The organism is Pseudomonas sp. YA1, from assembly GCF_058680555.1.
Genome location: NZ_JBZWBG010000001.1, coordinates 260,528 through 273,599 on the forward strand (window position 1 = coordinate 260,528; position 13,072 = coordinate 273,599).

Below are 13,072 nucleotides of genomic sequence, written 5' to 3' on the forward strand. Positions count from 1 at the left end.
AGGCAACCCGCTGCGCCTGGCCTTGCGTTGCACGCTGCCAGAACCGTGAGGAAAAATTCACGGTCACTTTCAGAAACGTCTTATTGTCCGCCGACTCTGCCGAAGCCTTGAATAGCGCCTCACCCAAATAGCCAACGCATTCAAAGAAGGTTCGCATGAGTAAGGTGCTGATCGTCGATGATCATCCCGCTATCCGCCTGGCCGTGCGCTTGCTGTTCGAGCGCGACGGTTTCACCATCGTCGGCGAGGCCGACAACGGTGCCGAAGCCCTGCAGGTAGCCCGCAAGAAGTCTCCCGACCTGGCCATCCTGGACATCGGCATCCCCAAGATCGACGGTCTCGAAGTGATAGCCCGCCTGAAGTCCCTGAAGCTGGACACCAAGGTCCTGGTCCTGACCCGGCAGAATCCGGCGCAGTTCGCCCCGCGCTGCCTGCAGGCCGGCGCCATGGGCTTCGTCAGCAAAAGGGAAAACCTCTCCGAGCTGCTGCTCGCCGCCAAGGCCGTGCTGGCCGGCTACATCCACTTCCCCACCGGGGCGTTGCGCAGCATCAACCAGCAGAGCCGCGACAACGAGGCCCGCATGCTGGAAAGCCTTTCCGACCGCGAGATGACCGTGCTGCAGTACCTGGCCAACGGCAACACCAACAAGGCCATCGCCCAGCAGCTGTTCCTCAGCGAGAAAACCGTGAGCACCTACAAGTCACGCATCATGCTGAAACTCAACGCCCATTCCCTGGCCGGCCTGATCGATTTCGCCCGCCGCCACGAGCTGATCTGAGGATCCCATGCGAACGTTCGACCTGACCGCCGCCCTGGGCGACCGCGCCAACCAACCGGAAATCAGCCGCCTGCTCGTCGCGCAGCTGATGACCAGCAACAACGAAGACACCCGCAAGCTGCGGCGCGCCCAGGAGCGCGAGCAGACCCAGGAACTCAACGAGCTGGCGCACCGCCTGGCGGGCATGGCCTCGCTGATCCACGCCCACGCCGTGGAACGCGCCTGCCACCAACTGGAGATCGCCTGCGGCGAAAGCTCCGTGCGCAAGCTCGCCGATGCCGTCGACGACCTGGTGACGGCACTGGGCGAGCTGCAATGCGAACTGCACGACTGGATGACGATGACCGCGCCTCAAGGCACGGCGAAGTCATAGCGTTGCGGGCCTTCGTCCAGGATCGACAGGTCCAGCGGGCGAATGGCTCCCATCCAGATGGCTCGGTCGCGATGGTCGAGCAGATCGTTGCCGGTGACCGGGTGGATGAACACCACCAGGTCCTGCCGATGGATGGCCAGCCAGGGCACCAGCTCGCCGAACACCTCGGGAGCGAACGCCAGCTGGCAGCTCCAGTCCGGATGCGGCCCTACCGGCCGCTCATGGACCCGCCCCATCTTCAGCGGAAAGCGCCGCGCCGCCTCTTCGCAAAGGACGCGGGCTCGCTCGATGCTCTGCGCATCGAAATAGACGTGAGCATGGAAGCCCTGGATGCGGGGGGTGGAATACTCGTTCATCGTCACCTCTTCAAGCGCCGCCGGCCTGCAACTCGGCCTGCAGCCAGTCGACGAAACCGTCGACCAGCCGCTGGCGCCGCTTGCGCTCCGGCAATACCGCATAGTACCCGTATCGCGACAGGCAGCTCTCGCCAATGGGCCGGCAAAGCAGCCCCTGTTCGAGCAGGCCGTCGACCAGGTGGCGCCAGCCGATGGCCACGCCCTGGCCGGCGATGGCCGCCTGGATCAGCAAGGTGTAGTTGTCGAAGCTGAGCACCGCCGGAATCGGCTGCCGATCGATGGCCAACGCTTCGAACAATGCCGGCCAGTCGAACCAGCGGGCGTGCTGCGCCGGCTTCAGATGCAGCATCGGCAGGCGCGCCAGGTGCGCCTTGGCCAGCGGCAACTGCAATCCCTCGACCAGGCGCGGGCTACAGACCGGGAACACCTCCTCGCGAAACAGCCGGTGCGCTTCGCCGTGCTTGGAACGACCGTCGCCGAACAGAATCGCCACGTCGATATCGCCGCGCTGGCCGGCCAGGCCGCGCTCGCTGGTCACCAGGCTCACGTCCAGGTGCGGATGGGCCTGGTGGAAGCGCGGAAGGCGCGGCATCAGCCAGTAGGCAGCGAAGGCGTAGTCGGTGGCCACCTGGAGCACCTCGTGGCGCTGGCGCGCGCCCAGCGCGGCGATGCCGGCATCGATCGTCTCGAGGCCGGCGGCCACGTGGCGGAGCAGGAGCTGGCCGGCGTCGGTGAGCACGATGCCTCGATGGACGCGCTGGAACAGAGGGGTCGCCAGCTCCTTCTCCAGGCGTTTGATCTGCTGGCTGACCGCAGGCTGGGTGGTCCCCAGCTCCTCGGCGGCAGCGGTGAAGCTGAGCTGGCGGGCGGCGGACTCGAATACCCGGAGCAGGTCGAGGGACAGCGGCATGAGGCGTTCTCCCATAAGCCAGGCTTATCCAACGCATCCAGCCCCATGCGGTTTACCAGGGATTTCGATGCACTGATGATCGACGCAGCACTATCGCATAACCCAATCGCATGGGATAAGCCGCCCGATGAAGACCTCGCCGAACATCCTGTTCATCATGGCCGACCAGATGGCCGCGCCGCTGCTGCCGCTTCACGATCCGCGCTCGGTGCTGCGCATGCCTCACCTCTCGCGCCTCGCCGAACGGGCCGTGGTGTTCGACTCGGCGTACTGCAACAGCCCGCTCTGCGCGCCGTCGCGCTTCACCCTGGTCAGCGGTCGCTTGCCTACTCGCATCGGCGCCTGGGACAACGCCGCCGACTTCGCCGCCGATACCCCCACCTACGCCCACTACTTGCGCAACCTCGGCTATCGCACGGCGCTGTCGGGCAAGATGCACTTCTGCGGTCCCGACCAGTTGCACGGCTACGAGGAACGCCTGACCAGCGACATCTATCCGGCGGACTATGGCTGGGCGGTGAACTGGGACGAGCCGGAGGTGCGCCCGAGCTGGTACCACAACATGTCCTCGGTTTTGCAGGCCGGTCCCTGCGTGCGCACCAACCAGCTGGACTTCGACGAGGAGGTGGTGTTCAAGGCCCGCCAGTACCTCTACGACCATGTTCGCCAGCACGCCGGCCAGCCATTCTGCCTGACCGTGTCGATGACCCATCCGCACGACCCCTACAGCATCCCGGCGAGCTACTGGAATCTCTACCGCGACGAAGACATCCCGCTGCCGCGCCAGCGCTTCGCCCAGGAGGAGCAGGACCCTCATTCGCAACGCCTGCTGAAGGTCATCGACCTGTGGGACAAGCCGTTGCCCGAGGAGCGCATCCGCGCCGCCCGGCGTGCCTACTTCGGCGCCTGCAGCTACGTCGACGCGCAGATCGGTGCGCTGCTGGCGACCCTGGAGGAATGCGGGCTGGCCGACGACACCATCGTGGTGTTCTCCGGCGACCATGGCGACATGCTCGGCGAGCGCGGCCTCTGGTACAAGATGCACTGGTTCGAGATGGCCGCGCGCGTGCCGCTGCTGGTCCATGCGCCGGCGCGCTTCGCGCCGCGCCGCATCGGCGCTTCGGTATCCACCGTGGACCTGCTGCCGACCCTGGTGGAGCTGGCCGGCGGCCAGGTCGATCCACGCCTGCCGCTGGAAGGCCGCTCGCTGCTGCCGCACCTGCGCGATGGCAGCGGGCATGACGAGGTGATCGGCGAATACACCGCCGAGGGCACCCTCAGCCCGCTGATGATGATCCGCCGCGGCGACTACAAGTTCATCTACTCCGAGCAGGACCCCTGCCTGCTCTACGACCTGCGCAACGACCCGCAGGAGCGCGAGAACCTCGCCGCCAGTCCGGCCCATCGCGGAACGTTCGAGGCGTTCCTCGACGAGGCCCGGCGACGCTGGGACATCCCCGCGATCACCCGCGCCGTACTCGACAGCCAGCGCCGCCGACGCCTGGTGGCCGCCGCGCTGGCGCGAGGGCGGCTGGCCAGTTGGGACCACCAGCCGTGGGTCGACGCCAGCCAGCAGTACATGCGCAACCATATCGACCTGGACGATCTCGAGCGCCGCGCGCGCTTCCCGCAACCCTGAGCACGAGGGCACTTCCATGAACCGGCTTCCCACCTGCCTGCTGGCCGCCACCCTGTTCCTGGGCAGCGCCTCGCTATACGCCGAAGACCCCGCCTGTGCCCGCGTCAGGCTGGCCGATCCAGGCTGGAGCGATATCGCGGTGACCAACGCCACCGCCGCGTTTCTCCTGGAAAGCCTCGGCTACCAGGTGAAGATCGATACCCTGTCGGTGCCGATCATCTATGGCGGCCTGCGCGACGGCCAGGTGGACGCCTTCCTCGGCGGCTGGATGCCCGCGCACCAGGACTATCACGACAAGTTCGTCGCCAGCGGCCAGGTCGAACGCCTCGCTCGCAACCTCGATGGCACCCGCTTCACCCTGGCGGTGCCGCGCTACGTCTGGGACGCCGGCGTACACCGCTTCGAAGACCTCGCCGCGCAAGGGCAACGCTTCAACCGCAAGCTGTACGGGATCGGCTCCGGCGCGCCGGCCAACCAGTCGATCCAGAAGATGATCGACGCCAACCAGTTCGGCCTCGGCGACTGGAAGCTGGTGGAGTCCAGCGAGCAGGCGATGCTCGCCGAACTCGGCCGGGCCGAGAAGCGCCAGCGCTGGCTGGTGTTCCTCGGCTGGACGCCGCACCCGATGAACATCCGCCATGACCTGCGCTACCTGGAAGGCGGCGAGCAGTACTTCGGCGACCGCGGCCAGGTCTACACCCTGGCACGCAAGGGCTACGCCGCGCAGTGCCCGAACCCGGCGCGGCTGCTGGCCAACCTGCGCTTCGACCTGGACATGGAGAACCGCCTGATGAGCGACGCGCTGGAAGGCACGGCGACTCCGGCCTCGGCGACCCGCGCCTGGCTCAAGGCCAACCCGCGGGTGCTCGAGGCCTGGCTGCAAGGGGTGACCAGCCGCGACGGCGGCGACGCCCTGGCCGCGGTACGCGGCCAGCCATAGCGCCATGTGGACGCGCTTGCTGCCGTTCCTCGCCTGGCTACCGGGGCTGCACCGGGGCATGCTCGGGCGCGAGGCCTGGGTCGGCCTGAATGGCGCAATCCTGGCACTGCCGCAATCGATGGCCTATGCGCTGATCGCCGGCCTGCCAGCGGAGTACGGCCTGTACGCTGCGATGCTGCCAGTGGCGATCGCCTGCCTGTGGGGCTCGTCGCGCTACCTGGTGAGCGGTCCCACCGCGGCGATCTCGGTGCTGCTGTTCAGTTCGGTGGCCCCGCTGGCGCCGCTGGGCAGCCCGCAATACGTCCAGGCCGTGCTGCTGCTGACCTTTCTCGCCGGCGCCTTCCAGTGGCTGCTCGGCGTCCTGCGCGTCGGGTCGCTGGTCAATTTCGTCTCGCATTCGGTGATGCTCGGCTTCACCCTTGGCGCGGCGCTGCTGATCGTCCTCGGCCAACTGCCCTATCTTCTCGGCCTGGCCGCGAGCGGGGAGGGCGCAGCGCCGGGAAACGGCTGGCGGCTGCTGGCGCGGTTCGCCGAGTTCGATGGCCCATCGCTGCTGGTGGGCGGCTTCAGCTTCGCGCTCAGCCTGCTGGTCAGGAGCCTGCGACCGCGCTGGCCGGCCCTGCTGCTTGGCTTGCTGGGCGGTGCCACGCTGGTCTGGGCGCTACCCGGGACCTTCGCCTCGGTAGCCCATGTGCAGGCCTTATCGAGTGCACTGCCGGGTTGGAATCCGCTGGTCTTCGATTCCCGATCGATCCTCGACCTGCTACCTGCGGCGGTGGCCTGCGGCATGCTCGGGCTGGTCACCAGCCTATCGATCGCCCGCGCCCTGGCCGCGCGCCAGGGAGACGCGTTCGATGCCAACCAGGAGGTCCGCGCCCAGGGTCTGTCGAACCTGCTCGGGCCTTGGCTGTCGGCGAGCCTGTCGGCGGGTTCCTTCACCCGCTCCGGGCTCAATCTGGAAGCCGGTGCGCGCTCCCCGCTGGCGGGTGCGTTTTCGGCGCTCTGGGTGGCCCTGCTGGCCGTGCTCGGTGCGCGCCTGATCGAACATGTACCGTTGCCGGCGATGGCCGCAGGCATCCTGCTGATCGCCTGGGGCCTGATCGACCGCCCGGCGCTCCGCGCGCTCTACCGCAGCGGCCGCGCCGAATGCCTGGTGGCCGGCCTAACCGCCCTGGCCACGCTGCTGTTGCCGCTGCAGAACGCCATCTACGCGGGAGTGCTGGCGTCGCTGTTCTTCTACCTGCGGCGCACCTCGACACCACGCGTACTGCGCCAGCGCAACGACGAGGAAGAAGTGCTACGCATCGAAGGCTCGATCTTCTTCGGCGCCTGCGACTACCTGCAACGCCTCATGCGCCAATGTGACAGGCCACGGCTGGTGCTGGACGCCCGCCAGGTGAACTTCATCGACTTCGCCGGCGCAGTGCTGTTGCAGCAGGAAGCCCGGCGCCTGCACGCCGAGGGACGCCGCCTGGTATTGCGCCACGCTCGCCCGCAGGTCCGCGAAGCGCTGGGCCGGCAGGCCGACGAAGGCTGCCGCCTGCACTACGAAGGCTGACGCTCAGGGCGCGGCCGGCGATGTCGGTGCGCTGTCGCCGGGCAGCAGTTGCGGCGATTCCCGCTGCAGCTTGTCGCGCATCATCTCCAACTGTCCAAGGGCGGCGCGAGCCTCGTCGATTTCCTCGGCGCTGCGCTCGCCACCCTGTTCGGCCGCCTCGATCCGCGCACGGATTTCCGGGATCTGCTGTACGCCGCTGGTGTAGGCCTGTACCAGTTCGCGGGTCTGTCGTTCCTCGAAGGCCTGGTACTGCTTCGGATCGGCCAACTCCTGCGCCGTCGCGCCCTGGCGTGGTTGCAGGCCGCCGAGCGGCGGGCTGCGCGGGTCGCCCTCGTCGCGCAGCATCTGCATGAACTGGATCGCCTGCTCGCGATCCAGTTCCGCCACCGGCGGCTCCGCCTCGTACGCCGGTGCCACCGCTTGCGATCGTACCGGCGCCAGCGGCGGCGGACGGTCGTCGACCGCGGGCAGCGCCGCAACCGTCCTGGCTGGCGGCGGAGAAGACGAGGAAGCGGCCATATCGGCGGGCGCCAGCAACACGCCGGCGCAGGCCAGGGCGATCGCCAGCCCGCTGCAGCCGAGGGCAACGCCGAGCCAGCGCTTCACAGGCCTTCCACCCTGGCGCCGGCCAGCAGGTTGCGCAGGCGCGTCTCGAACTGTGCTGCCAGTTGCTCGCGCGCCACCGCCTGGTTCACCTCGAAGCGCACGCTGCGGTCGTCGAGGGGCAACTGGCGATCCTCGCGGCTACGCACCCGGACGATCTCGAACGCGCCGTCGATGCGCATCGGCTGGGAAACCGTATCGGCCTTCTGGATCAGCGCAGTCTTGTGCAGCAGGTCGAGCCGGCCGTCCTGGGGCCGTATCAGGCCTAGGTCGCCGGGCGGGTCGCGGTCCCTGTCGTCGGCCAGGGAATAGCGGCGTACCGCCTCGTCGAAGGCCAGGCCGTTGCGCAACTCGGCGTAGACCTTGTCCGCGCTCGCCTGGTCGGCCAGGCGGATATGCGCCGCCTGCACCTGCGCGACGTTGCGGTAACGCTCCAGGTTGCGCCGATAGTAGGCCTCGGCGTCCTTGTCGCTGACCTTGCCGGCGAGTTCCCGCAGCGCCTCGGACTCATGGTGGAAATCACTGTAGAGGCCGATCTGGTGCAGATAGCGATGGCGCACCAGCTTGTCCCGCACCAGGGTCCTCACACCCTGCCGCTCTGCCGGGCCGAAGCCGTCCCGGGCCAGGCGGTACCAGAGGTAGTCGCGGCGGATGCGGGTCTGGACCTGGCGCGCCAGGTAGGCGAGGTTGCCCTGTTGCAATTCCACTTGGCCCTGGACGTTGTCGCCTTCGTACAGCGATAGCAGGTCGAGGACCTGTGCCGGCTGGCCGGGAAACTGCCAGCCGATCAGCTCGACCCCGACCGCCTCGCGGCGCTGCGTCTCGTCCAGCAGCAGGCTGTTTTCCACCAGGCCGCGGCTCCTCGGCGCCAGCACCTCGCGCAAACGCTCCGCGCTCAGGGCCCGGGGCTGGCGCAGGTATGGCCCGAGGTCCTCGCGGTAGCGCCTGCCGTATACCTGTTCGAGCAGGTTGCCGGCCTCGATCTCCACGCTGGCGTCGAGATCGGCGCGGCTCTGCGCGGTGAGCTGGTCTTCCACCGCGCGTGCCAGCAGGCGGTTTTCCACCAGGCCACGGCGCAACTGCAGCGGGTCGGTGTTGAACTTGACCCGCGACAGGGCCTGCTCGAGCAGGTCGACGCTTTTCCCCGGCAGCACCTCGCCGTCGATCCGCAGATCCTGCGGCGCCTTGGCGGGGACGCCATGGGCGCTCCACGCCAGCAGCCCGAAGGCGACCCCGCACAGTGCGCGACGCCAGCCCCGAGCGCGGTCAGAGAGCAGTCTGTGCATCGAAGCTGTTGGCGCCCTTGGTCAGTACGGTGACGGTCAGGGCGATGGACTCGGGAATCAGCTCCTTCGCCACCCGCAGGCGCGTCTCGTAGCTGGTGTCGTAGAGCGGCTCGGGGCGCGCGTAGGCGACCTGGCCGGTCTGGGTGAGCAGGTCGCGGATGCTCTTGCTCGGATCGTAGCGCCCCACCAGGTTGGCCACCGCCGCCGGGTCGTTGAGCTTCTCGCTGGCGTAGTGGTCGTCGACCCAGCCTTCCCAGCTGGAATGGCCGTTGGCCGAGGTGATCCACACATGGTGCGGCTGGGCCACGTCGCCGGTGGCGTGCAGGGCATAGCCGATGGTTTGCAGCGAAGGCGCGGCGCGGAACTGCTCGAACCAGTAGGTGGCGAGGTTATCGATCGGCTGGAAGGCGGCGGTCTGGAAGTCGCCGTAGTGCTCCTGCCAGTCCGAGCGGGTGCCCTGGCGGTAGTGCGCCTCGGTGGTGTCGAAGTCCTCGCGCTTCAGCTCGCGGTTGTAGAGGTAGACCATGGCGTACCAGTCGACGTCGGCGATGCCGCCGTCGACCTTGTGGTAGCGGTAGTCGTAGCCGCCGTGGGGATTGCCGTGGGAGTCGCCGTCGCGGGCCAGGTTGAGGAAGTGCCAGTACGAGGTGTAGTTGACGATGCCCGAAGCCGCGCCCCACAGCGGCGCGTGTTCGTAGCCGACCCACCAGCCACCGAGACGGGTGTCCTTGAAGTCGTCCACGTCGAAGGCCGCCTGGCCGAGGATCTCCCCGGCCTGCGCCTCGCTGCCGGCGGCGCTCACGTAGAACCGGTAGGCCTGACGCATCTCCTCGGTGGCGTAGGAGGAGTTCATGAAGGCCAGGGCGTCCTTGACGATGTTCTTGTGGGTCGGTTGCGACCAGGCGTTGGCCTGGCTGGCGATGGCGCAGATGCAGAGACCGGCAGCCAGGCGGGCGAAGGTTTTCATCGGCAGCGCTCGAGAGTGAGTGAAGCCTGAAGTCTTAACCCGGTTTTGTGATTCCTACATGTCAGATGGAAACCGATTTGAGACGTACGTCTCAAATGCTGCCTGACAACTCAGACAGTTGCCAATTGCCGGCGCAGCGTCTCCAACACCGGCGCCGAGGCAGGACGCACGCCACGCCAGAGGAAGAATGCCTCGGCGGCCTGCTCCACCAGCATGCCCAGGCCATCCAGGGTACGCGCCGCACCGCGTTCGGCGGCCCAGCGGTTGAAGGCGGTCGGTTCCTTGGCATACATCATGTCGTAGCAGACGGTACGGCCGGGCTCGATCACGCTCTGCGCCAGCGGCGGCACGTCGCCGGCAAGACTGGCCGAGGTGCCGTTGACGACCAGGTCGAAAGGACCTTCGACCTCGGCGAAACCGCAGCCGCGCACCGCGCCGAGATCGGCGAACCGCTCGGCCAGATCCACGGCCTTCCGCGCCGTGCGGTTGGCGATCAGCAGCTCCGCCGGGCACTCGCCGAGGAAGGGTTCGAGCACCCCGCGCACCGCACCGCCGGCGCCGAGCAGGAGAACCCGCTTGCCGCGCAGCTCGACCCCGGCGTTCGCCGTCAGGTCCCGCAGCAAGCCCGCGCCGTCGGTGTTGTCGCCGCGCAGGCGACCGTCGGCCAGGCGGATCAGGGTGTTCACCGCCCCGGCCCGGGTGGCCCGCTCGCTCAATTCGTCCACCAGACGATAGGCCTCTTCCTTGAACGGCACGGTGACATTGGCGCCCTTGCCCTGCTCGAAGAAGCGCCGGGCGAACCCGGGGAAATCGTCCAGCGGCGCCAGCTGCGCGTCATAGACCAGCGCCTCGCCGGTCTGCTCGGCGAACAGGCGGTGGATCAGCGGCGACTTGCTGTGGCCGATGGGGTTGCCGAATACGCAGTAGCGGTCCATGGGTCGTTCCTTTGCCGGGGTGGGACGGGGCGAGCGGACTCGTCCCCTGCGGGCGGGTCAGGGCTGGCCGGCGAGCCAATCGCGGTCGGCGAGGAAATACTCGGTCAGGCGCGCTTCCTCGCTGCCCGGCTCGGGTTTCCAGTCATAGCCCCAGCGCACCTGCGGCGGCAACGACATCAGGATCGATTCGGTACGGCCGCCGGACTGCAGGCCGAACAGGGTGCCACGATCGAAGACCAGGTTGAACTCCACGTAGCGACCGCGACGATAGGCCTGGAACTCTCGCTGCCGTTCATCGAACGGCGTGTGCTTGCGGCGCTGGACGATCGGCAGGTAGGCGTCGATATAGGCGTCGCCGATGGCGCGGATGAAGGCGAAGCAGGTGTCGAAGTCCCACTGGTTGAGGTCGTCGAAGAACAGGCCGCCGATGCCGCGCGGCTCGTTGCGGTGCTTGAGATGGAAGTAGCGGTCGCACCATTCCTTGTAGCGCGGGTAGACGTCCGCGCCGAACGGCGCGCAGGCGTCGCGAGCGACCCGGTGCCAATGCACGCAGTCTTCCTCGTGGGCGTAGTAGGGGGTCAGGTCGAAGCCGCCGCCGAACCACCAGACCGGCTCCTCGCCTTCCTTCTCGGCGCAGAAGAAACGCACGTTGGCATGGGAAGTCGGCACGTGGGGGTTTTCCGGATGGATCACCAGCGACACGCCGAGCGCCTGGAAACCGCGCCCGGCCAGTTCCGGCCGATGGGCGCTGGCCGAGGGCGGCAGGCTATCGCCGAAGACGTGGGAAAAATTCACCCCGCCCTTCTCGATCAATGCGCCGTCGCCGATTACCCGCGTCCGTCCGCCGCCACCGGCCGGACGCTCCCAGGCGTCCTCGGCGAAGCGGGCCTTGCCGTCCTCCGCCTCGAGGGCGGCGCAGATGCGGTCTTGCAGGTCGAGCAGGTAGGTTTTGACAGCGGCGATACGGTCGGTCACGGAGTTCACCTTGGAGCGGGGAGGCCGCGCGGGGCGCGGGCTGGCGACGAAACGAGGGCGCAAGCATACCACCCTGGATGGGTAGCCGGCGCTTGACGGCCGTCAAGGGGAAGGCTTGGATGAAGGCCTTTACCCAAGGTCGCCCACCCGGCGCGACCGTCCGAAACCCTGACGAAGCAGGAGTTCCAGCATGGCCAAGCGCATCCAGTTCGCTGCCTACGGCGGCCCCGAAGTCCTCGAATACCGCGACTACCAACCCGCCGAGCCGGGCCCCCGGGAAGTCCGCGTGCGTAATCGCGCCATCGGCCTGAACTTCATCGACACCTACTACCGTAGCGGCCTCTATCCGGCCCCCGGCTTCCCTTCGGAGCTGGGTAGCGAAGGCGCCGGCGAGGTCGAGGCGGTGGGCAGCGAAGTGACCCGTTTCAAGGTCGGCGACCGCGTCGCCTACGCCACCGGCCCGCTGGGCGCCTACAGCGAACTGCATGTGCTGGCGGAGGAGAAGCTGGTCCACCTGCCCGACGGCATCGACTTCGAACAGGCCGCCGCGGTGATGCTCAAGGGGCTCACCACCCAATACCTGCTGCGCCAGACCTACGAACTGCGGGGCGGCGAAACCATTCTCTTCCATGCCGCCGCGGGCGGCGTGGGCCTGTTCGCCTGCCAATGGGCCAAGGCCCTTGGAGTGCAACTGATCGGCACCGTCAGCTCGCCGGAAAAGGCGCGCCTGGCCAGGCAGCACGGTGCCTGGGAGACCATCGACTACAGCCACGAGAACGTGGCGCGGCGGGTGCTCGAACTGACCGACGGGAAGAAGTGCCCGGTGGTCTACGACTCGGTGGGCAAGGATACCTGGGAAACCTCGCTGGACTGCGTGGCGCCGCGCGGCTTGCTGGTCAGCTTCGGCAACGCCTCGGGGCCGGTGACCGGGGTCAACCTCGGCATCCTCTCGCAGAAGGGTTCGCTGTACGTGACCCGGCCGACCCTGGGCAGCTACGCCGATACCCCGGAAAAACTCCAGGCGATGGCCGACGAGCTGTTCGGCCTGATCGAGCGCGGTGACATCCGCATCGAGATCAACCAGCGCTTCGCCCTGGCCGAAGCAGCCAGGGCGCATACCGAACTGGCCGCACGGCGAACCACCGGCTCGACCGTACTGTTGCCCTGAAGCGCGTACTCAGGCCGGGCGGATGACCTGCCCGGTCACCAGGTCGCGGATCAGGCTGGGGTTGCGGCGCCCGCCAAGGGCGCCGCCGAGGATAGCGTCCAGCTCGTCGTGGAAGTATTGCTCCACCCGCAGCCGCGTGCGCGCCGCCGGGCGCCCGGCCGGATTGGCCGAGGTGGAGATCAGCGGACCGGTGAGATGGCACAGTTCCTGTACCAGGGGGTGGTCGGTGACCCGCACGGCGACGCTGTCATGGACGCCGGTGACCCACTCCGGCAGGCGCTCCTGGTGCGGCACCAGCCAGGTGTTCGGCCCCGGCCAGGTACCGGCCAGGCGGTCCAGCCAGACGTCCGGCAGGTCTTCGAGAAGGAAGTCGAGCTGGTGGATGTTCGCCGCCACCACGATCAGGCCCTTTTCCACCGGCCGCGCCTTCAGCGCCAGCAGGCGATACACCGCATCCTCGTTCCACGGGTCGCAGCCGAGCCCCCATACCGCCTCGGTGGGATAGGCGATCACGCCGCCCTCGCGGACGACCCGGGCGGCGCATTGCGCACGAAAGCTGCTGATCATCGACTCACTCCAGCGG

At 68.0% G+C, this 13,072-nt stretch carries 14 protein-coding genes; 6 read left to right on the forward strand and 8 right to left on the reverse strand.

The annotated features are described in order from the left end of the window. The first annotated feature begins 155 nt into the window (after nucleotides 1-155). On the forward strand, nucleotides 156-779 hold the full coding sequence (locus AC4OR5_RS01185; RefSeq protein ID WP_003111192.1) for a response regulator transcription factor: 624 nt from the start codon (nucleotides 156-158) through the stop codon (nucleotides 777-779). 7 nt (nucleotides 780-786) lie between these two features. Continuing rightward, on the forward strand, nucleotides 787-1,152 hold the full coding sequence (locus tag AC4OR5_RS01190; protein ID WP_003097330.1) for an Hpt domain-containing protein: 366 nt from the start codon (nucleotides 787-789) through the stop codon (nucleotides 1,150-1,152). Here AC4OR5_RS01190 and AC4OR5_RS01195 read toward each other — a convergent pair. Together AC4OR5_RS01195 and AC4OR5_RS01200 are read right to left on the reverse strand one after the other, a co-directional pair. Continuing rightward, nucleotides 1,131-1,508, reverse strand: a complete 378-nt coding sequence (locus AC4OR5_RS01195; RefSeq protein WP_022580753.1) for a DOPA 4,5-dioxygenase family protein — start codon at nucleotides 1,506-1,508, stop codon at nucleotides 1,131-1,133. The genes AC4OR5_RS01190 and AC4OR5_RS01195 overlap by 22 nt on opposite strands. 10 nt (nucleotides 1,509-1,518) lie before the next feature. Next, entirely contained in the window at nucleotides 1,519-2,433 is a 915-nt protein-coding gene (locus tag AC4OR5_RS01200; protein WP_003122286.1) for a choline sulfate utilization transcriptional regulator, read from the reverse strand. Between the two features lie 112 nt (nucleotides 2,434-2,545). Between AC4OR5_RS01200 and betC the strand changes: the two genes are divergently transcribed. From betC to AC4OR5_RS01215, 3 genes are read left to right on the forward strand one after another with little or no spacing between them, the layout of a single operon-like run. Beyond that, nucleotides 2,546-4,057 (forward strand): choline-sulfatase, encoded by a 1,512-nt coding sequence (gene betC / locus AC4OR5_RS01205; protein WP_003097323.1) that lies wholly within the window; start codon nucleotides 2,546-2,548, stop codon nucleotides 4,055-4,057. Between the two features lie 16 nt (nucleotides 4,058-4,073). Next, entirely contained in the window at nucleotides 4,074-4,997 is a 924-nt protein-coding gene (locus AC4OR5_RS01210) for a choline ABC transporter substrate-binding protein (RefSeq protein WP_003097322.1), read from the forward strand. Between the two features lie 4 nt (nucleotides 4,998-5,001). After that, complete coding sequence (locus tag AC4OR5_RS01215) at nucleotides 5,002-6,555, forward strand: SulP family inorganic anion transporter (protein ID WP_023874760.1); 1,554 nt, start codon at nucleotides 5,002-5,004, stop codon at nucleotides 6,553-6,555. A 3-nt stretch (nucleotides 6,556-6,558) separates the two neighbouring features. Here the strand turns inward: AC4OR5_RS01215 and AC4OR5_RS01220 are convergent, their stop codons facing one another. The 5 genes from AC4OR5_RS01220 to hemF form a co-directional block, all read right to left on the reverse strand. Next, complete coding sequence (locus AC4OR5_RS01220) at nucleotides 6,559-7,161, reverse strand: hypothetical protein (protein WP_023092228.1); 603 nt, start codon at nucleotides 7,159-7,161, stop codon at nucleotides 6,559-6,561. Further along, nucleotides 7,158-8,444, reverse strand: a complete 1,287-nt coding sequence (locus tag AC4OR5_RS01225; RefSeq protein WP_058159882.1) for a peptidylprolyl isomerase — start codon at nucleotides 8,442-8,444, stop codon at nucleotides 7,158-7,160. The genes AC4OR5_RS01220 and AC4OR5_RS01225 overlap by 4 nt, the downstream gene beginning before the upstream one ends. Continuing rightward, a complete protein-coding gene (locus AC4OR5_RS01230) occupies nucleotides 8,425-9,411 on the reverse strand; it encodes a phospholipase C/P1 nuclease family protein (protein WP_003097316.1) in 987 nt (328 codons plus the stop codon). The genes AC4OR5_RS01225 and AC4OR5_RS01230 overlap by 20 nt, the downstream gene beginning before the upstream one ends. Before the next feature lie 110 nt (nucleotides 9,412-9,521). Next, entirely contained in the window at nucleotides 9,522-10,346 is an 825-nt protein-coding gene (gene aroE, locus AC4OR5_RS01235; protein WP_003097314.1) for a shikimate dehydrogenase, read from the reverse strand. Nucleotides 10,347-10,403: 57 nt separating this feature from the next. After that, nucleotides 10,404-11,321 (reverse strand): oxygen-dependent coproporphyrinogen oxidase, encoded by a 918-nt coding sequence (gene hemF, locus AC4OR5_RS01240; protein ID WP_003097311.1) that lies wholly within the window; start codon nucleotides 11,319-11,321, stop codon nucleotides 10,404-10,406. Nucleotides 11,322-11,511: 190 nt separating this feature from the next. Between hemF and AC4OR5_RS01245 the strand changes: the two genes are divergently transcribed. Continuing rightward, complete coding sequence (locus AC4OR5_RS01245) at nucleotides 11,512-12,489, forward strand: NADPH:quinone reductase (protein ID WP_058159881.1); 978 nt, start codon at nucleotides 11,512-11,514, stop codon at nucleotides 12,487-12,489. 9 nt (nucleotides 12,490-12,498) lie between these two features. Here AC4OR5_RS01245 and tsaC read toward each other — a convergent pair whose 3' ends face one another. Further along, complete coding sequence (gene tsaC / locus AC4OR5_RS01250; RefSeq protein ID WP_003097300.1) at nucleotides 12,499-13,056, reverse strand: L-threonylcarbamoyladenylate synthase type 1 TsaC; 558 nt, start codon at nucleotides 13,054-13,056, stop codon at nucleotides 12,499-12,501. Nucleotides 13,057-13,072 lie beyond the last annotated feature (16 nt).